We start from the raw sequence: 22915 nt of genomic DNA, 5'->3' as shown, positions 1-22915 counted from the left end.
TGGTTTTATCTAATGATGCTGTCTGTTAAGAGCGACCAACGCGGTCTTTTAGTGCTTGCTTGATTTGTTGGCGTTGTTCTTGAGATAGCGATTGCAATTTTTGTCTTACTTCATCGCGGTTGATCTCTGATTTAGGTAAGTGAGCTTTAATGAACGCACTCGCCTCTGAGTTCATTTTGACATCTTCCACTTTGCCATTTCGGTCGGTGTACACGTAAACTTCACCGCCGTTGAAGCCGACCAGTTTGATTTCAACACCGGTAGCTGTTTCTTGGCGCTCGATATCTTTAATCACTCGATCATTACCAAAGCCAGGGTCAATCTCGATAGGTTGATCCATTTCTGGAGCATCCCATCCAATGCGGCTAATCACACCGTTATCGATAGTGACCGCAAGGCGACCTTTGCCTGGTACTTTGATCTCAACATAGCCACCATAGTTAATCACTTGGATTTGCTTTACTTCGTAGTCATCGCCAATTCGAACGTTATAAGTACCTGTACCATCGACCACGTCATCTGTTGGAGAGATTTGGCCAACGGTCTCACCATTAAACTTAAGCTCACCGGTTTCGCTATCGATAAACCAAACATCACTTGGACTTACACCGAAATCTGGGTCGGTAACTGGTAAATCGTTACCAGGACGAGGTGGTTGATAATCCGAAACAACCAGACGACCATCAACATTAGTTAGCTTAACTTCACCGCCGTTAACACCGTGGAAAATGAAACCGCCGTCTTGTGCTTGAATGCTGCCAACTTCTTGACCGTCAAGGGTAGTCACATCACCCGCCTCAACGAGATAAGTTGTGCCGTTGTGAACAATGTAGCCATTGCCTTCGGTGCCCCCTACAGCAAGTACATTGTGGTTGCCTTCGTCGCCTTCAACCAGCGCAGCGTTGAAAACATCACCTTCATGAACGGTTACGTTGGCGATTCCATCTTGCGGTGCTTGCTCACCGCCATCGTTACTAGAACCATTAGAAGAACAACCTGCTAGGAATGAAGCGGCGATTACTGCACTGATTAATTTAAGTTTCATGGTTATCTCTCAAAATTGTATTGGAACTAAAGGAGGCTTCTTGCTTTTTGAATTGGCGTTCCGAGCCGATGAGAGAACTATAAAGAATTTGATGAGGCTGAACTAATGAACAGCCTTTATCATGCTAATGAACTTAAGTTATTAATAAATAGCTATTATTAGCCTGATAACCCAGGGTTATCAGCGGTTAAAATTGTCTTAATAAGCTTATGTAGCCACAAGGTTGTGGTGTTGTTTCGGTTTTTGTAGTGGTAGAAGGCATTGATATCTGTGTCTATGGCCGCGCTACCGAAGTAGATATCGAGTGAGCGTAGTCCCGGGTGTGTGTCGAGGTTTAAAAAGCTAGAGCCTGGGAACATCATATCTGAGTGCTTCACTACGTCGATTATTGCCGAGGGAAGTTCGGATCGAAATACGATTTTAGGATCATGGCCTCGCATACGAATCATCTTTTCCGATATGGATTGATTTGAGTTCCAGTCAGCGGCAATAAGCGTGGCAATTTCAAACTCTACACCGTCATCAATTTCTAGGTAGTCTTTGTCGTACGGGTGCCCAGTACGCAAGTAGCCTTTGAACCGGTCTTCTATGATGCGCTTTTGGATGATTTCCTTTGGTGCATGATTGATGGTGTAGTTTAGCCCTAAATGAATATCGTCGTTGACGATATCTTGAATCGTTGACTTACTCCAGTTAAGCAGCTGAACTTGCACATTAGGCGCTTCTGCCCGGATAGCATTAAACAGTTGGTTGGCGATCCCGGCGAGGAAAAAAGGGGAGATAGCAAGCTTTAAGGTGACATCCAGTTCCGCTGGGTCAAATTCTGCAGAGTGATTGACTGCACTCGCCAAATCATCCATGACAGGGCTTAATGCATCCGCCAATTGGTGTGCTTTTTCGGTAGCACGCAATCCATGATGGGTTTTCACGAACAGCTCATCATCAAAGTGATCACGCAGTCGTTGCAGAGCTTTACTTACGGCGGGCTGTGAGACAAACAGGCGCTCCGCCGCTTTTCGCATGTTGCGCTCTTGGTTCAAGATGATGAAGGTTCTCAATAGGTTTAAATCAAGATTTGCGAATAAATCTTTAGCCATAACTGCACCTTGTGATGTCGACTTTGATCTCAATCTTAAAGTCTAATCCATGGCATCGCAAAAAATTGGTAATAAAAACATCAACAAAATGTTTAGAATTCTTTTAATTTACCGATATAGTGATAATTCGGTTGTATTTTATAGAGGTTTAAGGATGAAACTCTCGATATCGAGTAAGCTTCGGATGAGTTATCTAGCGCTTGCAGTACTTTTTATCGTCTCATCTCTGTTTGTGTATCGAAGCGTCGATGGACTGCAAACACAAACACATTCACTATTGCGCTTTGACTTGCCAACGGTTGACGCCAGTCGCCAGCTTGGTCAGTCACTGCAAACCACGGTTTCTGAGTTAAGAGGCCATATGTTGTTGGTGGGTTCGGAAGAGCAGGTAGAGGCCTCTAAAACCAAGGTGCTGGAACATATTGAACGCGTTGATATTCAGCTTATTAGCTTAGAAGGACTGTTGCCGGAACAAACCTATTTGGCAGTGAGTGAGCGCTGGACATCGATTAAAGAGACCGCGAATAAAATATTAGAGATTGCGCAAACCCATGACAACCTCCCAGCGCATGCGCTATTTATCAATGAAGCGGCGCCAATTGCTGAGGTCGCTCTTGATCAAATACAGGGGCTTATCAACGACGAAGCAGGTCGCGTGGCGGGTGGTGAGCGCAAACGCTTATTTAAACTCTATGCCGACGCCTACAATTCTCTTGCTAACGCACTTTCTGCTCAGCGAGATTATCTTCAGTACGGCAATCAAGACTATCTCGATAAGTACAATGACTTTTTGAAATCACACGCTAAAGTCGTCGAGCAAATCGGCTACAAAACACAGCTATTTAGTAGCAGTGATGAAAGTCTATGGTCTCTGTTTAATGAGATGAAAGGCCTGTATTTGCCGCTAGCAAAACAAGTGATTGAACTGCGCCAATCTCCAAGCTGGAACCAGTCTAATTTCTTGATGGAATCTGAGTTGCTGCCATCGATTCAGCGAGTTGAAAGTGAGCTAGATAATGTGGTTCTTCTTGCTCAACAAAAAGCAAGCGAGACAGAAAATAGCATCGGCTCTAGCGTGAAATCACTGCTGGCAATATTAGCGCTAAGCTGCGTTGCTGTTCTTGGTGTCGCCTTTATCGTTTCCCATTTCTTAGGGCGTCAAATTGGTGGCCGTGTGTCGCTAATTGCTAAGCGTGCGCAGTTGATCGCTGCAGGTGATGTGTCGAGTGCACCACTGACGGTCACTGGCCGCGATGAATTGGCGGATCTTATGGTCTCTATCAACAGCATGAACCAATCACTGTCTAGGTTAGTGGGGCAAGTGTCGCAAAGTGTTGGCGCTGTTGAGGACAAGATGGATGACTTGACCAAACATAGTCGCCAAAGTTTGCAGCAAGTTGAATTGCAGTCGTCAAACCTAGATAATATTGGTCATTCGCTGTCTGAGGTTGCGGTGGGCTCTGAGCAAACCGCAAGCCAGGTTCAGATTTCGTCTTCTGCGCTGGTGGATGCTAAGCAAGAGTTAGCCTCTGGTGAAACCATGCTGACCGAAAACCACGGCAATATGACGGATTTGGTTAGTGCGATTCAAACTGCACAGCAGCTCGTCGCGCAGCTTAGCAACGAGAGTCAAGCTATCGGCAAAGTAACCGAGGTAATAGAAGGGTTGGCTGAGCAAACCAATCTATTAGCGCTTAATGCGGCGATAGAAGCGGCAAGAGCAGGAGAGCAAGGCCGAGGCTTTGCCGTGGTTGCTGATGAGGTGAGAATGCTTGCCAGCCGAACAACGGAGTCCACTACAGAGATAAACGCCATTGTGCAAGCTATCCGCAGTTCAACCAATAAAGTGGAAGAGCAAATCAATGAGGGAACTTCGATTGCTTCCGATGCTATGGAGCAGACTCATGAAGCGCTGGGTCGAATTCAGTTGTCGGCAGAACAAGTAGAACTTGTGAATGCACAAATGGCGAGCTTAGCGGCAACCGCAGAGCAGCAGGCGAATGCGACACAAACCATCTCAGGGTTAGTGAATGATATCAATGACTCGCTCAGTGCGGTCGCAGGACAAACACGTTCAGCCAATGAGGTGACAGAGCAGGTCACCGCGAACGTGGGCGAGCTTCATCAGCAAGTCGCTAATTTTAAGGTGTAATCGCCACAAATAGAAAATGCCCATCAACATAGAATGATGGGCATTTTTTTATGGTCAAATTAGTGCTGTTGCTAGACCAAAATGTTCATTAGGAACATAGCACCAAAGGCGTTGAGTACAGAGATTGCGATCATTACTGGAATGTAACGTCCTTCAGTACCAATCGGTCCCATAATACGACCCATGTATTGAATTTGAGATCCCATCAGATAGATAGCAGGCGCTAAGATAGCAATGTGAGTACCATTTAAGATGCCTTGGTCAAACAGTGTGATGACCACACCAACCGCGCCGCCCATCGACATCCAAGCACCAATAAGTACAGCCGCCGCTTCACCTGGCAAGCCAAAAATAGCCATGACTGGAGCAAAAATAGCGCCCATAGCATCTAGAGCACCGGTAATTTGCAGTGCTTTGATGATCACAAATGCCATTAGGACATTCGGTACGGTTGACGTGGTGGCGATTACCCAACCTTTCTTTGCACCTTCAACAAAAATGTCAGTGACCATTGGTTTTTTAGCTTTTACGTCGCTCATTATGCGGTCTCCTGCTGCGCGTTTGTTGAATCTTGTTTTGGTGTTTTGTCTTCTTTACCTTCGGTGATGTTCAAGTACAAACGGAACAAGTTCGCGCCAACGAACTTAAACAAGAACATGACGGCGACGGCCAAGCCAATTGAAGATGTCACGGCAAGTGAGCCGTCCATTAGAGTCAATGTGAACAGCACGGCACCAGACGAGAAGAAGTTTACAATCGCCGCACCTGCGGTGAACTGGAACATGGTGAAAACGTCGGTTTCGCGCTTGGTTAGGTGTCCTTCGTCTTTTAGCTGACGCGTCATCGCCGCACCCGCATCGGTACTTTGCAATGAGGCTATCAATGCGAGACCAGAGTTGCCAGGAATGCCCATTAGCGGACGTAGAAGGGGAGAAAGTAATTTGCGAGCCGCATCCAGCGCGCCATAGTGCTCAAGCACATTAATCATACCCAGAGCGAACATCACGGTTGGAATCAGAGTCAATGCGAAAATGAAGCCGTCACGTGCACCACTGCCACCGACACCGCGAAAAGAGGTGGTTGCAGCTTGAACGCCATTTTCAGTTTCAGTGACGTTGTGGGCAACTTGGCCAAATGCACCATTGAGCGTGGTGAAATCAAATACCCCATACCATTCGTTGGATTGGAGTAAACCGGAGAAAAAGACAATCGCAAAAGCTAGGGCTATGTAGCTTCCGATTGTGACCTTACGATCTTTTGTTAAATCAGACATAGAACAACCTATAGAGAGGGGGAACAGAGTGCATAGTCTGAGGATGTTGAAGCACGAAAATACTGATCCGCATCAACCTAAGGATTATTTTGCAGAAACTAAATATTACAAAATATGTAACTGTGAAATTGAGCATAAAATAGATATAGCTCTGTTAATGGTTTGGGTTAATTTAGCTAATCCGAGTTAATGTGTTTCGTGAAACTCGCGGAGTATGTTACCTATTATTCTGGTTTGATACTGCTCATTGGCAGCAAATAAGAATAGGCTGACAATAGAAATCAGATAATCAGGTCATTAACTTATGCAAAAACACGGACTTTCATTTTGGTATGCCGCAGCGTTTATGTTTGGTGCTATCCAGCTTATCGCGTTACCACTTTTGATCCCTAGTCATATTCTCGACGTAACGGGCTCTATGGTACACACGGGAGCAGCGCTTTCGTTTGTTGGATTAAGCGGTTTTATTGCGCCACTAATAGGTTCAACCGTCGATCGCTTGAAGCTGCATAGCATGGCACAAAAAGCATCACTCGTATTCTATGCCTTTGCCATGGCGTTGTTCGCTTTTGTTCCTACTACGTGGGCGATGTATCTGGCGACATTCTTGGTGGGTCTTGGCTCTATCACACTAATGACCGTCAACCCGACTTTTATCGTGGCAGCAGGCTTTGATAAAGCGCAAGAGGCATTGCGTTTAACTCGCATGAACCAAAGTATCTTTGTTGGCGCGATTGTCATGGGTGCCATTCTGGCTATAGCTGAAGGCATCAGCGCAACGCTCAGCTTCGGTATTGTTGGCGCGCTTTCGATTATTGCGATGATCATTGTATCTATTGATGGCAAGGTGGCAGCGCAGCGCATTGTGTCGGATACACCACAACAAGGTGAAAGCGAAGAAAAAGGCCGCTGGAACCTAACGTTTGTTACTTTCCTGTTGGCGGTGTTCATTGCAATGCTGGCAAGCTCTAACCAAGTCGCTCAAGGTCCTAACCTATTTGAAAGCTTGTTTAACATTGACAAGTCAGCAACGGCATTGTTGCTATCCATCTCTTCGGTAATTAGCCTATTAACATTGGATATTGCTGGTCGTGCACTTGGAAAATTCGGGGCAGGTAAAGTGTGGGTTGTGGGGTTAGTTGGCTACATTGTGGTTGGTACGGTACTTTCAAACTTAGTCACGGGCTCTACAGAATACTTTTATCTACCACTTGTGATGCACCTAGTGTTTATGCAGTGCTTGTCGATGGTCGACATGGTTAAGCCGGCAATTGTTGCCAAGGTCACGACTTTGTCTCCTGCCGCGACTCAAGGCTTCCTGCTGTTCGCGATTGCGGGTGGTTACGCAGCAGGTACAGCGCTTGGCGGTGTTGTGGGTGAGGTTGCAGGTATGGCGAGCTTGTTCAGTTTTGTTGCGCTAAGTGCGGCAGTAGCACTTGCTTTTGCGCTGTTTACTCTTGCTCGTATTAAAGACTAACCGCCCCGAGTAGAAGAAAAAATGGCGTCCAAATCGGACGCCATTTTTGTTGTTAGTCGATGAACCAGTAGCCTTTGTTAATGAGCTCAGTCAGAAGTGGCACAACGTGAGAGTTAGGCTCGATATCCACAATAACGTCACTATCTGTGAGGGCTCTTGCTAACCAAGTTTGCGCTTCTGGCAACTTGAACACTTCACCATTGATGTACACCATGGTCGGCTCTTCTTCATGTAACAGAGCACGTAATCCCGCCACTTTATAGATAGAACCACCGTTTGAAAGGTGCTGGGCGATATCTTCGGATGTCCACTTTTGTTCCGGTTCAATGATATTGAGCTGATGACGCGACTGGCTAAGCATACAACCTAGAAAGTCTTTGATGGTCGACTCGTCTTGCAGTGCCGACATCAACATGTTTGTCAGCGTTTCTTTATCATTGGTGCTGATTTGACCGAAGTGCTTGGTAGCACTGAGAGTCGGCTTATCCATGTGCTTATCGCCATAGTCGTGAGCTAACACATAGTCGGCGAAGTTGCTGATAAGTTCTTGTTCTTTTGGAGAACGAAAGCCAACGGAGTAGCTGAGTGATGGCTCAAGGGCGTATCCATCATGTGGAAAACCAGGTGGGATATAGAGTATATCGCCAGGTTCAAGCACATCGTCGATGATGGCATCAAAAGACTCAATTTGGCGCAGTGCTTCATGGCGCTTAGTTTCTTTGTATTGCCCAATATCTTTCGCGCCAACTCGCCAATGACGTTTCCCCATTCCCTGAACAATAAAGACATCGTATTGGTCGATGTGTGGACCCACCCCGCCACCTTGGACGGAGTAGCTCACCATTAAATCATCAAATAGCCACTGAGGGAGCGCTTTAAACGGCTCGATGAGTTCAGCAGCACCCGCATGCCAATGATTAGTGGCTTGCACAATTAAAGACCAGTGGCTATCTGCAAGCTCTGCGAATTTTTGTTCAGTAAACGGGCCGTGTTCAGCCTGCCAATTTTGATCAAGATTGGAGACAAAGCGAGAGTCGATCTCTTCTTCCATCGATAGCCCTGCAAGCTCTTCTGGCGAGATAGGATCCGTGAAAGAGGCGAATCCACCTTTAATAATAGTTGGCTGCTTTTGCCAGTATTGGGCAAGGAAGTCGGCGAGATTTACGGTTAATTTATACATAGGAAACTTAATTATTTACGAGTAACGGTTGAAAGCTGTGCGGATTCTAGCAACTTGGGATGGAGAAGTCGCCTTAGTTACCAACAGAAGGCCTAATAAGGCGGTTCTTGTTACCTGTATGATGTGATTAGTTGTTTGGGTCAGCATCAAATTGAAACTATGGCTACAAAAAAGCCGAGGATAACGAATGTCACCTCGGCCTTTTTACGTCTCAGGCATTACTTGTTTAGCTGTTCTTTTGCCGCTTCAACTTTAGCAAAATCGAGGCCAAGCTCTTCTACCGCTTCTTTGATGAGTGCTGGGTTTTGCATCACTTGATTCATCAATAGTTGAAGTTTGTCTTGAGGCAGACCCAGTTGGCTAATGGTTGCCATGGCCGCTAATGGGTTTTGCGTTAGTGTCTCGAAAATCTCATTGATTTGCGCGTCACTAATATTGTTCTCTTTCAATAGGGCAATAATTGGATTCATTATCTTACCTTTGTTTTTACTTTTAGCCGTTGGGCGGACATTCTAGCACTAGGTGTTGGTCGAGAGAACCATCAATGTATGCGCAGTGCATGAAAGCAGAGCTTTTAGTATTGCTCTAGCATGCTTGATAGTTGCTAGTGTCGTAATTTTGTCACGGCGAGTCATTATTTTGACACTGTATAGCGTTTAATAATAATCAAGGGTAGGTGAGCTATGTATTGAATTAGAGCCTTCTACTTTAGTAATAAAAAATATCGTACGTTAAATGACTCAGAAAGCCCAATATGCGCATTCAGTTATAAAACGATGCTTGATAAATTGCAGGTTAGCCATACGGTAAAGTGCGATTCTGTTATTTTTTAATCCGTTAAATAATTAAATAACGAGACCGGCTTAACATTTTTGTAACATAAGACTAACTGGATTGGAATTTTCGCTCTAACTTTTTAGATAGTTTGCTCAATAGCTATTTTAAAGAGAGGTGACTCCCCTAAAGCATCATGTCTAATTGCACCCGTTTTATCTTGAAAACAGTGTGCATCAATATCTCAGCATAACAATGGAATGACTTCCTATCATAGTGTGTTTGCCCCAAACGCACGGAATTTTTGCATCCTTATAAAATCATGGAGTAGATAATAATGGATAAAAGGTATGCGACGCTCTCCCTAGCCGGTTTACTGGCAATACCCTCCACACCCTTGTGGGCTGCGGGCTTTCAGCTTGCAGAGCATTCGGCTGCAGGCCTTGGTCGAGCGAATGCGGGTGAAGCGGCGATTGCTGATTCAGCAGCAACGATTGCCCATAACAGCGCGGCGATTACTCGTTTTAGTGAAGCGCAAATATCGTTAGGAGCAGCCTATATTGCGCCGCAAGTTCGTGTCACGGGTAATGGACCTTCTGAGAGTTTTAATCGACAGCTGACCAACAACGATGTAGTCGATGATGTCATTGTGCCATCAGCTTACTTTTCCATGCCTATAAATGAACAGTGGCATGTCGGAGTGGGTTTATTTACCGACTTTGGTCTAATGACTGAATATCCTAAAGACTATTTGGCCGGGCCTATTGCTGGCAAAACCAGCTTAAAAACGATGAATATTAACCCTAACGTTGCTTATAAAATCAATGACAGTTTTAGTGTGTCGGTTGGTGCGAGCGCAGTTTATGCTGATGCAGAACTGGAGCGAACCTTAGGTATATTAGCTGATGCAATTAATAGTCAGAATGGTACTAACTTTAATCGCACCGATATTGCAACTTCATTAAAAGGAGATGGTTGGGGGTATGGTTTTAATCTTGGCGTTTTATGGGAGCTAAATGAAAACCATCGCTTTGGGCTTAGCTATCGCTCGAAAGTCGATATTACCTTGAAGGGTGATTACACCACGGATGTTCCCAACGGCATAGTGACTCAGCCAGGTCAAACCGTCGGCGGTGAACTTGAACTTAATTTGCCAAGCATTGCTGAATTTTCGGGCTATCACCAGGTTACGGAGCCACTTGCACTCCACTACAGCGTCGTAATGACTGGCTGGAGCACTTTCGAAGAAATTCGTGGCACGGTAGATGGCGTGACTGTGCTGCAAAAGGATGAAAAATTCGAGGACTCGTTCAAGTACGCACTTGGTCTTACCTATGGTGTTTCTTCTGCCGTCACGTTGCGCACGGGAATTGCCTTTGACCAAACCCCTAACGTCAATCATCCAAGCATTAGCCTACCGGACTCTGACCGTATGAACTACAGCGTAGGTGCTAGCTACGCGTTTAGTGATTCTACTTGGTTAGACTTTGGTTTTAGCTTCATCGACGCGAAAGAAACCACCTTTACTGAAGAGTTAGAGCCAGAAAATTTGCCTGGAACGACAGTGGATTTCAAATCTGAAGGCGACGCTTATTTGTACGCGTTGCAATTCAACCACCGTTTTTAATGGATGACGATTTTTGATAAGGAATGAATCATGATGTCTACGCTTTTAAGACCGCTCTCGCTAGCGGCAATGGTTGCTGTCATCCTTACCGGGTGTAACGGTGACGAATATGAAGAATCTCAGTCCACCGGCGCTTATGCTTTGTCTGACTATGGGTCACCAACGCATTGTGCTGATGGTATGGAGTGGGCGAGCGCAAGTGAAGTGACCGCCATTGAAAACCTCGTAGAACTAGCAGAAAGCAACAGCACTATCACGTTGCCTGAAGGCTGTTTCAAAATGAACAATCAGCTTACTGTTGATTCGAAAGACAACCTAGTGCTCAAAGGGGCGGGGATAACGAAGACCTTTTTGGATTTCTCTAATGTAGATGGCAAGGACGGCATTGCAGTCAGTGGCGGTAGCAATATCGTGATATCTGACTTGCAGGTGTCTGAAGCGTCGAAAAACGGCATCAAAGCGGACTCTGTCGAAGGGCTGATTATTCGTGATGTCGCAACGGTATGGCTGGAAGTACCCCGTGAACGAGATGAAGATGGTTCACTGCGTGGCACGTACGGTATCTACCCTGTGAAATCGCAAAATGTTTTGATCGAAGATACATGGAGCTACGGCAGTGCCGATGCGGGTGTTTATGTGGGGCAAACCATTGGTGCCGTGGTGCGTAACAATGTGGCTGAGAAAAACATCGCAGGTATTGAAATTGAAAACAGCTCGGGCGTTGATGTATACGGCAACCTTGCAGTGGGTAATACCGGCGGCGTCTTACTATTTGATTTGCCTGGTGCAACCACTATTGGCCGTCTAGTTGATGACGTAAGGGTGTTCAATAACACTATTCGCGACAATAACTTAGTTAACTATGTTGATACAACCTGTGATAAAGGCGTCGGTGGTTGTGGCGTGGTGGGTATCGTACCTCCCGGTACAGGTATAGTGATTTTATCTGGCCGTAATGGCGAGTTCTTTAACAACACTATCGATAACCACGACTCAATGGCTGTGGCAATGACCAGCTACTTGTTGGTGAATGACAACCCAGAAGCGTACGTGCCAAGCTTTACTGGCCCAAGTAGCTCTGAAGGAGCTGCGATTTTACAAGGTTGGAACCCAGTACCGACAGGTATGTATTTCCACGATAATTCGGTTACCAATGTGGGCATGAACCCCAACGGTGCCCTCATTGATGATATGGTGCTGGCGTATTCACTTGAGCATCAAGCGTTTCCTGCCGTTTTCTATGATGGCGCCGGTGAGTCGTTGGTGCGCTCGCAAATGTTTACCGAGCTGCGCGATGCGCTTAATGGCACATTTGGTACTGACCGCTGGAACTACTTAACCAATTTTACGGACGCAGATTCAAACTGTGTCATCAACAATACTGGAACCAGTGTTGGTGTGCTGGTGGATCACTTAGACCCAACAGCAATAGGCCGATACTCAGAGAACCCAGCAAACGCAGATTTCCTCTACCAGAACCCTCATACGTCACTGCTGCGCGGTGGGTGTGATGTTAAACAGCCTTTGGCTGTAAACACCGTAACCATTGATGGGGTGGAATATGGTTGGGGCATTACGGATGCAACGCCAGATGATGGAGATTCGGGCTCAGGTAACAATGGCATAGTTGGTAATGAGATGTGTCGTGCTAATACGGCAGGTGATATTAATTGGGCTGCACTGACTCGTGATTCTGCAAGCTTTGCCGAAAACTGTACGAATCTCTCTGACTATCATCTATTCGCTGATGCTAGCGATCCGACTAAGAACCTTAACCTTGCGACATCAGGTAAAGGTACGTTGTATGAAATGAACGTTGAACTGTTTACAGATTACGCTCGCAAGTATCGCTATGTGTTGATGCCAGAAGATGTGTCGGCGACCTACCGCTCTCAAGAAGTGTTCGATTTCCCAGTTGGTACGGTACTAATAAAAACGTTCACATTACCAACGAGTACTGATAATTCGATTGGCGAAGATGAAGAGTTGATCGAGACTCGATTGTTGATTCGTCGTGATTCAGGCTGGGTGGCACTGCCATATGTGTGGAATGAAGATAAAACGGACGCCACACTCACCGCAGTATCTGTACCATTTGAGCGCACGATTGAACACAGCGGTGAAAACTTGGCATTTACGTACGAAGTACCAAGCCGTAATGAATGTACTTTGTGTCACAAAGTTACCGAAGATGTGGCGGATCCTGTAGGTAGCACCCAAGCGGCAGGCTTCTCACCAATTGGACCAAAAGCACGTAATATGAACAGTGTTCGCGCTGTATCTTCAGGTAATCCGATTAACCAGCTATTGCACTGGGAAAACTTGGGATTGGTGAGCTTACCGGATACACCGAGCAACTTACCGGCAGTACCAGAGTTTGATACCGAAGCTGGGGCAACCAATTTAACTCCGGCCGAGCTAGAAGACTACGCCAAAGCATACTTAGATATTAACTGTGCGCATTGCCATCGAACAGAAGGTAAGGCGGCCAGTAACCCATTTAAGTTGGAATATTGGCGAGAAGGTGTCGGTCAAATGGGATTGTGTGCGCGTGGCATTACGTTCCACAAAGGGCCTAGTCCTTATGTGGTGATGCCAGGGGATGCCGACAATTCGGTTCTGCATTATCGAATCAACATCGATAATGGCAACATGATGCCTGAACTTGGTCGTCATGTCGTACACAAAGAAGGAGTGGCTTTGGTTGCTGACTGGATCAACTCTATCGACCCAACAGGATGGGATTGTGTGGAGTAAGTCCGCCAACACTCCCTAGAAAAACGCCCGGCAACATAGCCGGGCGTTTGTTTATTCGGTGATGAGATTCAAAGTGGGTTAGGCAAATTCTTTTTGCAGGTAACTCACAATGTCCGATGACTCATACATCCATGTTTCTTCGCCATTTTCGACGATTTTCAGACATGGCACTTTAACTCGACCGCCGCCATCTAAAAGCTCTTCTCTAGCAACAGGATCGTTTTTCGCGTCTTTCAATTCGATATTGACAGATTGGCGTTTCATTTCACGGCGAACTTTGACACAAAATGGACAAGCTTCGAATTGATAAAGCTGCATCGCCGATGCTTTGGCATCAGCTTGTTGCTGTGCTTCACTGCTGCGTTTTACGCCGCGTGGCGAAAACACAAAGTTCAGCAATAGAATGATTTTGCCTAAAATAATGCGGATGAACTTCATAACTACCTTTCTTTGGAATTTGTTGAGCTTATAGTTGTTATCGTGTTTTTGTTACCAACACGTACAGCGCCAAATCTTAACACCTCTTTTACTTTACCGATACGTTTAGTCTCTCGATAAACCCATTCGCTAAAGCAGTTTACTCCCTAGATAAACTATGACGCTTGGTGACGCTAAGACCCAAACGCTTAGACAATCGGATAAGATTGGCACGATCCGTTTTGAGTTCGCGTGCCGCTTGAGCCCAGTTGTAGTCTGCACTGACTAACGCATTTGATATCAATGCTCGCTGATATTCTTCCGTGGCCTCGCGGATTCCAGCGCTCTCTTTTGGAAGCTCAATAGTCGTTGCTTTGGTTTGATTTTGTGGTGGAAGTGCATCATCAAATTGCCCACAGTCATCGATGGTGACGGACACAACCGCTTTTCCCATCGAGCGGGCTTTTGCTTTTAGAGCCGCACGGTTTATGACATGTTCAAGTTCGCGAACATTGCCTGGCCATGCGTATCGGTTAAGGTGAGTAACGACATTCGGGTTGAGTTTGATCTGGTTGATCCCGAGTTTTCTGCGCACTTGTTCTAAGAAAAAGCCGGTTAGCAGTTCCACATCACCAAGACGTTCTTTTAGTGGAGGAACGGAAATCGGGTAGACGCTGAGACGGTGGTAGAGGTCTGCGCGAAACTTGCCATTTTCCACTTCTAACTTGAGGTCTCGATTGGTTGCCGCCAACACGCGAACGTTAATTTTCTGAATCTGATCTTTACCGACAGGTTGGATCTCATTGTTTTGTAGAGCGCGTAAAAGTTTACTTTGTGCGGCCAGTGGCAATTCCCCAATCTCATCGAGAAACAGGGTGCCACCGTCTGCGAGTGCAAACTTACCTAGGCGGTTTTTATCGGCGCCTGTAAACGCTCCTTTGACGTGGCCAAACAGTTCGCTCTCAATCAGGTTTTCTGGGATGGCCGCGCAGTTCACGTAGACCAAAGGTTGTTGTCTTCGGGTTGATTGGTAATGCAGCGTGCGCGCAACCAGCTCTTTGCCAACGCCTGTTTCACCATGGATCAAAATGTTGAAGTCGGAGGGCGCGACGATTTCAATATCAGATTTAAGCGCTCGCATTGGCTCACTGTTACCGATCATCTCTCCTCCGTCTCGCTCCCAAGCTTCCTCATTGAGCTCTTCGAGAAGTTGCTTCGATTGCTTTGCTTGATACTCTAGCTGAGAGAAAGTGAGGGCCATTTTCAACGTAGAGGCGGCGATAGCGGACAGAACTTCGAGATTTCTCGTTGGAATGCTATGAAAGGCATTCGGCTCTAGGCTATCCAGCGTTAGCGCTCCCAACATTTTTTCGCCAAAAATCAGCGGAAGCCCCATACAAGAGTGCATTGGCAGGTCGCCGTGATGGTCAATCAATAGACCATCAAAGGGGTCGGGCAGCTCACTATCAGCATCAAAAATCACTGGGCTACTAGCGGCGCAGATTTCAGCGAAACGCGGATGCTCATTAATGACAAAGCGTCGTCCTAATGTATCTCGAGCGAGCCCCTGCATCGCCAGTGGTACTAGCGTGTCTCCCTGCAATGAAAGCAGCGCTACACAATCACAGTGAATGGTTTTCCTGATAGTATTGAGCAGCGAATCGAAACGTTCTTGATCGTTGTTGCTGCTAGCGAGACCAACGGTTAGGTCGATAAGACTTGAGGTGGAGATATCTTGCATGTGGGATACGACGTTGTAAATGAGTATAGTTGTCATTCTAGTGTCATTTGGACATAAATGGAAGTAGTCATTTTGACTCAATTTTCAGGCTGAATGTTCTTTAAAACCAATGACTACCGATGTTTCTATACTTGGCACGAACTCTGCAACACGCTGTCTGTAAAATCAGATGTGAACACGAATAGTTCACTGTTAAATATAAAAAGCGTGCTGCGTTAGCAGGAAACACGTGAGACAGCCAGTCTATTATTATATCTATAAATAAAGTCGTAATTTAAAGCCTTCTAGGGAACACTATGCTAAGTAATCAACACATCGAAATCATCAAAAGCACTATTCCTCTACTTGAGTCAGCTGGACCTGCTCTGACTCAGCATTTCTATCAGCGAATGTTTGCTCATAATCCAGAGCTAAAAGACATTTTTAATATGACTCATCAAAAGTCGGGTCGTCAAAGTGTTGCTTTGTTTGAAGCGGTAGCCGCGTATGCAAAGAACATTGAAAACCTCGCTGCTTTGTCAGCAGCAGTTGAACGTATCGCGCACAAGCACACGAGCTTTCACATTAAAGCTGAGCACTATCAAATTGTTGGGCACCACCTCATTGAGACATTGCGTGAACTGGCGCCAGAGGCGTTCACTCCGGCAGTAGAGGAGGCTTGGACAGAGGCGTATCTATTTTTAGCGCAGATCTTTATCGATCGCGAAGAAGAGCTTTACCAATTGCGTGAAAAAGCACTGGGTGGTTGGCGTGGTACTCGTCGATTCGTCGTCGTCGAAAAAACGCCAGAGTCTGAATTAGTCACGAGTTTTGTTCTTGAGCCTGAAGACGGCGGCAAAGTACTCGATTATCAACCGGGTCAGTATCTGGGAATTCAAGTATCACCAACGGACAGTGATAACGTGGAGATTCGACAATATTCACTTTCTCAAGCACCAACGGGCACAAGCTACCGTATCTCTGTGAAAAAAGAGCAATCGAGTGAGCATGCTGATGGTTTGGTCTCTAACTATTTGCATCGTGAGTTAAATGTTGGTTCGACACTAGACGTTATGCCACCTGCTGGCGACTTCTTTTACCAGCCATCTGATGCACCTGTGGTACTTATTTCTGCCGGTGTGGGCTGCACGCCTATGCAAGCAATGCTACAACAAATAGGTAAGCAAGATTCTTCCCAGAAAGTGACTTACTTACACGCGTGTGAAAATGAGCTGCAGCATTCGTTTGTTGATGAAACGGCGACAATTTTGGCTGCAAACGGCTGGCAACAACATATTTGGTATCGTGAATCACAGAGCAAGCATGAAGCGACGAATTGTCACAATGGGATGATGGATTTATCAGCTATCAAAGATTCTCTACCAGTTCATTTTGGTGAGTTCTATCTTTGTGGACCAGTTGGCTTTATGCAGGCCGTGGTGGCACAGCTAGAAGCGATGGATGTAGAACGCTCACGTATTCACTATGAAGTATTTGGTCCGCATGCAAACCTATAACGCTTAGTCTAATTTGTCGGCTAGTTCAATTAGCCGGCTAGTTAAACCATTTTTCAAACCACCTCTTCCAACCGGATGACGGTGGTTTTTTTGATTCAAATTCGCGAAAGCCCTGATAGTAGCTTTGGTTGAATGCTATACGCAAGTCATCGATACTTTTTTGTGTTAGAGGGCTGAGCGTTTCGCTGGTCTGCAGGGCGTGATCATTGGCAAGGCTAAAGTCCATTCCCAAGTCCCCTTGGATATAGACCCAGATATGGGTGACTAACATCAGTTCTTCAACAACAGGGAGCTTAAATGCACGGGAATGCTCACTGCCCACTTGTTGCTCAATAGCAGATTGCATCGCCTGAACTTGATTGAGGTGTGCATTAAGTGAGGAAAGCGCTTCTACATTAAGTTTGGTGAATAGACCAAGTAGTAAACCAGAAGGGGCATGATCGGGTTTATTCTCTTGTGCTCTAGCGAACAAAAGGTTTTCTCGCTCGCACAAGTTATTCAGAGCTTCTTGGTGCGTCGCCGCAATGCTAAGCGTGTCGGCCTTAATGTCGTTCAGTGCTTCCCTCAGTTCAATCATTTGTCTTGCAGTTCCTCTACAGTGACTTCTACCGAGCCACTCTCCGCATCAACAAACAGGGAGGTTCCGGTAATCATGACAGAAAGATCCATTGTTCGAGTAACCAACCGAGTCAGTGATTCGATAGACTCATTATCGAAGCGATAGACGCTAGCATCTAAATAGCCAAATTTACCTTGGTTTTGTTGCCACCATACATCGCTTTTGGTGTTGAAGCTGTAAACCTTGGTTTTCTTAGAGAGTCGAGTGGCTTTCTTAACGCGATCAACATCTGGCTCACCAATATCAATCCAAACCAAGGTTTGATCATCGAGTGATTTTTCCCAAATGTCCGGCTCTTCAATAGTCGATAATCCTTTGGTGAACTGAAGGTCGGGAGATGCGTTTAAGCAGAATGCCATCAGTCTTGCCATCATACGTTGCTGATTTTCAGAAGGGTGCAGGGCGACGGTAAGGTTGAGAGAGTCGTAGTAGTCGCGATTCATGTCGGTCAAGGCAACACGAAACTTATAAATGGTTGGTTTTAAGGCCATGAGAATGCTCAAAATTTGTGAATATCGTTTGACTCTATAGTACGCGTCTCACTGCAAAAGGGTACTAACAAAGTAGGGGATTGGGACTAACTGATACAAAAATAGCCAGCAGAGCTGGCTATTTATCAAACGTTACTGGAAGTCAGTCTTAAACTGGAACGATTTCTTCAGCTTGAGGGCCTTTTTGGCCTTGAGTTACTCGGAACTCAACTTTTTGGCCTTCAGCTAGCGTACGGAAACCGTCTGCTTTAATGTTGCTGAAGTGAGCGAAAACGTCTGGACCATTTTCTTGTTGAATGAAGCCAAAGCCTTTAGTTTCGTTGAACCACTTAACTGTACCAGTTACTGTGTTAGACATAGTTATATCCTAAATTTTTTACTATCTTGTTTCTATTGCCAATCCGGCAGCTATAGCGTGGAAAATGAAATTGCTATTGCGTACAACGCGTCGGGGGAATCACGAGAATTCAACGAATGCTTTTTGTATACAATGGAACTTTTTTTCTAGCCAGTAACGAATATAAGCGACTTCTTAGGCAAGTCAAAGAGTGGTGAATATATTAATGTTGAATATTTGATGTGTAGCTCGTTTTTAGATGGCACTTTCATGACATTTCAAACAGATAGCTAAATTTTTGACGCTGGATCAACATCTGAGTAGGATGTATAACACATTGATATAAAACATTATTTAGCACCTCGAAATAATGTTTTGTAAAGATTGTGCAAACAATACGATTATTTTGAAGTGCTAAAGCTTTTTATAGAATTACCAATTAATGAGGCCTATCTCTCTATTTTTGGCGAGTATATTGAGTATGCGGTAATTTGACCGGCCACAATAGCTGAAAACATAAATAATGCGGATAAACCGATATTAGGGATCGGTAAAATCGACTGCTCAAACACAGATTGGCTAGCACTCACCATAACACGGCTTCCCGGTACCAAGATAATGATGCCCTGAACAATGTAAATGGAACCTGTGAGATCAAGTCTTTTGGCAACCCAGGTGCCATATAAAGTGATGAGCACCGTGGTGACCCAAGTGCCCACAACCCAGCCGCTATCAAACCCTAAATAGAACGGCCCCCACATGCCAAGCACGGCTACGGGTAGTCCCAGTAGAATGTCAGTTGGGCGGGCGTTAAAAATGACGCCAATGGAGGTTGAGATGAGTAATAGCCCAAAACAATGCAGCCATAGCGGGACTTCATTGGTGTAGGACAGAGACTCTGCTTGCCCCCAAAAGGCCTCACCAATATTGAGCCCCATCATCACACCGATAAACAATTTTATGAGGGTGAGGGCGCTTTGCCCCAAAAGAGCCGTACCCGATACTAAGTCATTAAATGCCAAACACTCAAGTGAGTTGGCGATAGATAACCCGGGAACAAACAGAACGACACTCGCAATACATAACGCCCATATGGGAATTGCAGCGCCGGTACTGGCGATAAATGCCACAAGTACCCCGGTGAGTAGAGCTGAAATGAACTCGACAGCGATAGAGTTGCGCCCACGATAAACAAGCTGACACACCCAAACCATCAAACCTAACAACATAGAAAATGCAATGGCTTCCAACGTGCTGCCTACCAGCATGAGATAAGCGGGTGGGATCCCCATATTAGCCAGGGCGACCACCCACTTTGGGTAACCGACCGGCTCTGGAACCGGCTCATTGCTTGGCTGATTGATTCGAATGATAGTGTTGGCGAGCAAGCTAAGGTTGATGGAGGCGGGTTTTAATCGCTTTAGTACAACCGTGTTGTCTTTATCTGGAAATTGATAGTTGATGGCGGTTGGGGTGGCTTGCACCATGACATCGATGCCGTGTTTTTGCGCGTAGTATTGCGCGTACTTTTCCACTTTATAAGGGGCACATCCACTGCGGTGAAGTGTGTCGCCGATATCTACGATTTTTTTAATTGTTTGAGTGGAAGGCATAGGTTCGTCTAATCAATTGCTGGATACGATTTTGATGGCGTAAAGGTATCAGAGCTTTTATGGTTTTTCGATAGTAAATATTCGATATACAGTCAATTTTATGCAGCTTTATATTTTTTAGTAAAAACAAAGCAAGCGATTGCTTGAGTATCACCATTACGATGGATAGCATCCTACAAGAACGATTTCTGATCTAGCCACTATCAAGGTAACTTTAGTTCATCAAAAGCAGGAGTAGAGGCTCACAATGACACATTTCAGCCTAGTGGCTATCCGAAAACTTGCAAGCTTAATGCTAGAGACAGACTTTGAAGCCATAGATGTTCAGTATCCTAGAGCTCAATCTATTGCTCGGTGTCGAGTAGGGACGATTGATAAACACGGTATTGTGGTGTGGGAGTGGTTATTGGAAGTCGTGAAGGGTAGCAGTGCTGTCTGGAGCAAACTTATTGTAGAGAAAATCGGAGAGTGAGAGTCTCCGATTTTCGAAGGCGAGTTAGCTCGCATCTAGTTTCAAAAACTGCCTCACTCGAGTGGAATCTGGCTCGGTAAAGAATTTTTCTGGGGGATTTTTCTCAATCAAGATGCCTTTTTCTAAAAAGACCACTTGATCAGAAACTTGTCGAGCGAAATCCATCTCATGGGTAACGATGACCATGGTGTAGCCCTCTTTAGAGAGCTTTTGCATAACCGTTAGTACTTCTTCTACGAGCTCAGGGTCAAGAGCTGACGTTGGCTCATCGAAGAGCAGTACTTCAGGCTTCATTGCTAATGCGCGAGCAATTGCCACGCGCTGCTTTTGTCCTCCCGATAGCATGCTTGGGTAACTGTCGAGTTTGTGTGACATACCAACTTTCTCTAGTTGTGTTTTCGCCATGCTTTCTGCGTCGGACTTCGACCATTTTTTCACATGAATGAGCGCTTCCATAACGTTTTGCTTAACTGTAAGGTGCGGCCATAAGTTGAAGCTTTGAAATACCATGCCTACGCGTCAGGCTTGGTCACCATTTGCTATTGAGCGGGATTAGGTCGTTAATTAAAACGTTGTAGCTAAGGTGATAATACGGGTGACAGTATTGTCACCTATACATCTAAAGCATTTAATCATGTCAAAAACGGACAGCACCCATCTATATTGTTTTCTCAACTACCGAGCACAATGAAATGCAAGCCTTGAAACCCCACTTTAATCTTTGACAGCATATCTCTATTTTACCTGCCGTAACATTCCACTGATTTATTCATTGCTAGCCTTTGGTTGACTCTACAAATACCAGTTGGTTTTAAGTTCGATCAAGGAGACTAGATGAATACACAATACGGTGAGGCATTTAGGCTGTTGCAACGTTGCACATTCGGCCCTAGTGCTGATGATGTCAACGAACTGCTCACCCAAGGCACTATAGATGCGTGGATAAACAGCCAGATTTCGTTACCAATGACAAGTTGGTTATCGATATACGAAGACCTAGAGGATAGGTTTGACGGTTTGGGCCATGGTCTATATTACGCGAGTAGTTGGACGCAGATGACGGTCAATACAGATGATACTCTACGCCATCGAATGGCTTATATTCTCTCAGAGCTTTTCGTGGTGAGTGTAACCGATCCAGCATTTAAAGCAGTGGCGCGAAGACGTTATATGTGTAACTACTTTGATGGGCTTGCTGAACATGCATTTGGTAATTTTAGAGATTTACTGCGTTTTGTATCGACCTCACCCGTGATGGGAGAATATCTAACATTCGTTGGCAATCGATCTAATGCAGAGACCGCTCCAGACGAGAATTATGCTCGCGAGTTGCTGCAGTTATTTACTCTTGGTCCAGTTAAATTGGATGGTGGTGGACAGGTTGAGACTGATGATAACAACGAGCCGATACCTAGTTACACTCAAAATGACATTGAAGAGTTAGCTCGCGTCTTCACTGGGTGGGAATTTGAGTCTGCTCAGGGAGCAGAGAAATACCGTTATCCAATGCAAGCTCATGACTCGCTGCATGATGATGGTGAAAAGTGGATATTAAACAAAAAGTTTTCATCTGGGGTAGGAGCCAGTGATGAGCTTGATAGCGTTATCGAGCATTTGATGTCGCAGGGTAATCTGTACACCTTCATTGCCAAATTCTTTATTGGAAAAATGGTGACCAGTAACCCTAAGCCCGCGTACGTTCGTAGAGTTCGCAATGCCTTTAGGAACGCTGACGGTGATATGGTGGCATTGTTCAAAGCTATTCTTAATGACCGAACCGTGCTTAATAACAGCGATGAGTCAGGAAAATTACGTGATCCCATGTGTGTGTTCACACATGCTATGCGAGCCTTAGGTGTGAAGCGACGTATTGAAACAGATATGTGGCCGACGCAGTTCAATTGGTTTGATCGCATGATGCCGATGTCGGCACCTTCGGTGTTTTACTACTATAAGCAAGACGATGCACCTGCAGATCCTTTGTTTCAATATCACGTCGCGCCAGAATTTAACTTATACCAATGGCATCATATCTATGACTACGGCCATCAGTTTAAAGAGCTTATTACTCGCTTAGAGAACGAAGGGCAGAAGTGGTTCATGGATCCAGAAGCCTTCCACCTCTTCCTAAAAAGAAACGACGACGATTCCGGATGGGACAATCAAGATATTGTTGATTATCTCGATGAACACATATTTGGACTCTCTATGTCGGTTAATGCTCGTTCTTCATTTATGCAATATTTGGAAGCGTGTGACGCCCGCAAACCAGAGTGGCACCGAGAGTTTAAGAATCTAGTTATGCACGCTTTATTGTCCCCAGAGTTCGTGGTGCAGAGGTAATAGT

Annotated in this window: 19 protein-coding genes and 1 pseudogene; 7 read left to right on the top strand and 13 right to left on the bottom strand. The window is 45.4% G+C overall.

From position 1 onward, the window contains the following. Positions 1–25 precede the first annotated feature (25 nt). Together ACVA6Q_RS05975 and ACVA6Q_RS05970 are read right to left on the bottom strand one after the other, a co-directional pair. Positions 26–1045, bottom strand: coding sequence for a hypothetical protein (locus ACVA6Q_RS05975; RefSeq protein ID WP_446646866.1), 1020 nt, complete (start codon positions 1043–1045; stop codon positions 26–28). A 158-nt stretch (positions 1046–1203) separates the two neighbouring features. After that, positions 1204–2142 (bottom strand): LysR family transcriptional regulator, encoded by a 939-nt coding sequence (locus ACVA6Q_RS05970; protein ID WP_446646865.1) that lies wholly within the window; start codon positions 2140–2142, stop codon positions 1204–1206. A gap of 154 nt (positions 2143–2296) precedes the next feature. Between ACVA6Q_RS05970 and ACVA6Q_RS05965 the strand changes: the two genes are divergently transcribed. Further along, positions 2297–4294, top strand: coding sequence for a HAMP domain-containing methyl-accepting chemotaxis protein (locus ACVA6Q_RS05965; RefSeq protein ID WP_446646864.1), 1998 nt, complete (start codon positions 2297–2299; stop codon positions 4292–4294). 71 nt (positions 4295–4365) lie between these two features. On the opposite strand, the gene ACVA6Q_RS05960 is transcribed toward ACVA6Q_RS05965, so the two are convergent. Together ACVA6Q_RS05960 and ACVA6Q_RS05955 are read right to left on the bottom strand one after the other, a co-directional pair. Further along, a complete protein-coding gene (locus tag ACVA6Q_RS05960; RefSeq protein WP_112462870.1) occupies positions 4366–4833 on the bottom strand; it encodes a nucleoside recognition domain-containing protein in 468 nt (155 codons plus the stop codon). Further along, on the bottom strand, positions 4833–5567 hold the full coding sequence (locus tag ACVA6Q_RS05955) for a nucleoside recognition domain-containing protein (protein WP_446646863.1): 735 nt from the start codon (positions 5565–5567) through the stop codon (positions 4833–4835). Before ACVA6Q_RS05955 ends, ACVA6Q_RS05960 begins: the two co-directional genes overlap by 1 nt. A gap of 304 nt (positions 5568–5871) precedes the next feature. Here ACVA6Q_RS05955 and ACVA6Q_RS05950 point away from each other — a divergent pair, with 304 nt between their 5' ends. After that, entirely contained in the window at positions 5872–7044 is a 1173-nt protein-coding gene (locus tag ACVA6Q_RS05950) for a hypothetical protein (RefSeq protein ID WP_446646862.1), read from the top strand. A gap of 52 nt (positions 7045–7096) precedes the next feature. Here ACVA6Q_RS05950 and ACVA6Q_RS05945 read toward each other — a convergent pair whose 3' ends face one another. Beyond that, entirely contained in the window at positions 7097–8224 is a 1128-nt protein-coding gene (locus tag ACVA6Q_RS05945; RefSeq protein ID WP_353499091.1) for a cupin domain-containing protein, read from the bottom strand. Positions 8225–8442: 218 nt separating this feature from the next. Beyond that, entirely contained in the window at positions 8443–8694 is a 252-nt protein-coding gene (locus tag ACVA6Q_RS05940) for a DUF2999 family protein (protein WP_112479601.1), read from the bottom strand. 641 nt (positions 8695–9335) lie between these two features. On the opposite strand from ACVA6Q_RS05940, the gene ACVA6Q_RS05935 reads away from it, so the two are divergent. Then, on the top strand, positions 9336–10625 hold the full coding sequence (locus tag ACVA6Q_RS05935) for an outer membrane protein transport protein (protein ID WP_446646861.1): 1290 nt from the start codon (positions 9336–9338) through the stop codon (positions 10623–10625). A 30-nt stretch (positions 10626–10655) separates the two neighbouring features. After that, positions 10656–13382: a parallel beta-helix domain-containing protein gene (locus ACVA6Q_RS05930; RefSeq protein WP_446646860.1), complete on the top strand. Its 2727-nt coding sequence runs from the start codon at positions 10656–10658 to the stop codon at positions 13380–13382. Between the two features lie 78 nt (positions 13383–13460). On the opposite strand, the gene ACVA6Q_RS05925 is transcribed toward ACVA6Q_RS05930, so the two are convergent. Further along, positions 13461–13820: a glutaredoxin family protein gene (locus tag ACVA6Q_RS05925; RefSeq protein WP_446646859.1), complete on the bottom strand. Its 360-nt coding sequence runs from the start codon at positions 13818–13820 to the stop codon at positions 13461–13463. A 139-nt stretch (positions 13821–13959) separates the two neighbouring features. Continuing rightward, positions 13960–15540 (bottom strand): nitric oxide reductase transcriptional regulator NorR, encoded by a 1581-nt coding sequence (gene norR, locus ACVA6Q_RS05920; protein WP_446647191.1) that lies wholly within the window; start codon positions 15538–15540, stop codon positions 13960–13962. A 296-nt stretch (positions 15541–15836) separates the two neighbouring features. On the opposite strand from norR, the gene hmpA reads away from it, so the two are divergent. After that, positions 15837–17036, top strand: a complete 1200-nt coding sequence (gene hmpA, locus ACVA6Q_RS05915) for an NO-inducible flavohemoprotein (protein WP_446646858.1) — start codon at positions 15837–15839, stop codon at positions 17034–17036. Between the two features lie 37 nt (positions 17037–17073). Here hmpA and ACVA6Q_RS05910 read toward each other — a convergent pair whose 3' ends face one another. From ACVA6Q_RS05910 to ACVA6Q_RS05895, 4 genes are all read right to left on the bottom strand, one after another. Then, complete coding sequence (locus ACVA6Q_RS05910; protein ID WP_446646857.1) at positions 17074–17613, bottom strand: hypothetical protein; 540 nt, start codon at positions 17611–17613, stop codon at positions 17074–17076. Next, positions 17610–18146: a YaeQ family protein gene (locus ACVA6Q_RS05905; RefSeq protein ID WP_446646856.1), complete on the bottom strand. Its 537-nt coding sequence runs from the start codon at positions 18144–18146 to the stop codon at positions 17610–17612. The genes ACVA6Q_RS05910 and ACVA6Q_RS05905 overlap by 4 nt, the downstream gene beginning before the upstream one ends. 148 nt (positions 18147–18294) lie before the next feature. Beyond that, entirely contained in the window at positions 18295–18504 is a 210-nt protein-coding gene (locus tag ACVA6Q_RS05900; protein ID WP_042497416.1) for a cold-shock protein, read from the bottom strand. Positions 18505–18932: 428 nt separating this feature from the next. Then, a complete protein-coding gene (locus ACVA6Q_RS05895) occupies positions 18933–20096 on the bottom strand; it encodes a threonine/serine ThrE exporter family protein (protein ID WP_429759654.1) in 1164 nt (387 codons plus the stop codon). Between the two features lie 247 nt (positions 20097–20343). On the opposite strand from ACVA6Q_RS05895, the gene ACVA6Q_RS05890 reads away from it, so the two are divergent. Then, positions 20344–20568 carry a hypothetical protein gene (locus ACVA6Q_RS05890; protein WP_446646855.1) on the top strand — a complete coding sequence of 75 codons (225 nt, stop codon included), beginning with the start codon at positions 20344–20346 and terminating at the stop codon, positions 20566–20568. A gap of 24 nt (positions 20569–20592) precedes the next feature. Here the strand turns inward: ACVA6Q_RS05890 and ACVA6Q_RS05885 are convergent. Beyond that, positions 20593–21087, bottom strand: a pseudogene (locus tag ACVA6Q_RS05885) (amino acid ABC transporter ATP-binding protein); the annotation flags it as partial. A 315-nt stretch (positions 21088–21402) separates the two neighbouring features. Between ACVA6Q_RS05885 and ACVA6Q_RS05880 the strand changes: the two are divergent. Then, entirely contained in the window at positions 21403–22911 is a 1509-nt protein-coding gene (locus ACVA6Q_RS05880; protein WP_446646854.1) for a DUF1800 family protein, read from the top strand. The last annotated feature ends 4 nt before the right edge of the window (positions 22912–22915 follow it).

Source organism: Vibrio sp. DNB22_10_4 (assembly GCF_052879755.1).
The sequence above is the reverse complement of the archived record's forward strand: the minus strand, read 5'-3'. Positions and strand labels throughout refer to the sequence as shown.

Excerpts from the sequence above, each read along its gene's own strand:
- ACVA6Q_RS05935 (WP_446646861.1), top strand. The coding sequence starts at position 9,336 with ATGGATAAAAGGTATGCGACGCTCTCCCTAGCCGGTTTACTGGCAATA.
- norR (WP_446647191.1), bottom strand. The coding sequence starts at position 15,540 with ATGCAAGATATCTCCACCTCAAGTCTTATCGACCTAACCGTTGGTCTC.
- ACVA6Q_RS05940 (WP_112479601.1), bottom strand. The coding sequence starts at position 8,694 with ATGAATCCAATTATTGCCCTATTGAAAGAGAACAATATTAGTGACGCG.
- ACVA6Q_RS05975 (WP_446646866.1), bottom strand. The coding sequence starts at position 1,045 with ATGAAACTTAAATTAATCAGTGCAGTAATCGCCGCTTCATTCCTAGCA.
- ACVA6Q_RS05925 (WP_446646859.1), bottom strand. The coding sequence starts at position 13,820 with ATGAAGTTCATCCGCATTATTTTAGGCAAAATCATTCTATTGCTGAAC.
- hmpA (WP_446646858.1), top strand. The coding sequence starts at position 15,837 with ATGCTAAGTAATCAACACATCGAAATCATCAAAAGCACTATTCCTCTA.
- ACVA6Q_RS05955 (WP_446646863.1), bottom strand. The coding sequence starts at position 5,567 with ATGTCTGATTTAACAAAAGATCGTAAGGTCACAATCGGAAGCTACATA.
- ACVA6Q_RS05970 (WP_446646865.1), bottom strand. The coding sequence starts at position 2,142 with ATGGCTAAAGATTTATTCGCAAATCTTGATTTAAACCTATTGAGAACC.
- ACVA6Q_RS05950 (WP_446646862.1), top strand. The coding sequence starts at position 5,872 with ATGCAAAAACACGGACTTTCATTTTGGTATGCCGCAGCGTTTATGTTT.
- ACVA6Q_RS05930 (WP_446646860.1), top strand. The coding sequence starts at position 10,656 with ATGATGTCTACGCTTTTAAGACCGCTCTCGCTAGCGGCAATGGTTGCT.
- ACVA6Q_RS05890 (WP_446646855.1), top strand. The coding sequence starts at position 20,344 with ATGACACATTTCAGCCTAGTGGCTATCCGAAAACTTGCAAGCTTAATG.
- ACVA6Q_RS05945 (WP_353499091.1), bottom strand. The coding sequence starts at position 8,224 with ATGTATAAATTAACCGTAAATCTCGCCGACTTCCTTGCCCAATACTGG.
- ACVA6Q_RS05960 (WP_112462870.1), bottom strand. The coding sequence starts at position 4,833 with ATGAGCGACGTAAAAGCTAAAAAACCAATGGTCACTGACATTTTTGTT.
- ACVA6Q_RS05965 (WP_446646864.1), top strand. The coding sequence starts at position 2,297 with ATGAAACTCTCGATATCGAGTAAGCTTCGGATGAGTTATCTAGCGCTT.
- ACVA6Q_RS05880 (WP_446646854.1), top strand. The coding sequence starts at position 21,403 with ATGAATACACAATACGGTGAGGCATTTAGGCTGTTGCAACGTTGCACA.
- ACVA6Q_RS05910 (WP_446646857.1), bottom strand. The coding sequence starts at position 17,613 with ATGATTGAACTGAGGGAAGCACTGAACGACATTAAGGCCGACACGCTT.
- ACVA6Q_RS05900 (WP_042497416.1), bottom strand. The coding sequence starts at position 18,504 with ATGTCTAACACAGTAACTGGTACAGTTAAGTGGTTCAACGAAACTAAA.
- ACVA6Q_RS05895 (WP_429759654.1), bottom strand. The coding sequence starts at position 20,096 with ATGCCTTCCACTCAAACAATTAAAAAAATCGTAGATATCGGCGACACA.
- ACVA6Q_RS05905 (WP_446646856.1), bottom strand. The coding sequence starts at position 18,146 with ATGGCCTTAAAACCAACCATTTATAAGTTTCGTGTTGCCTTGACCGAC.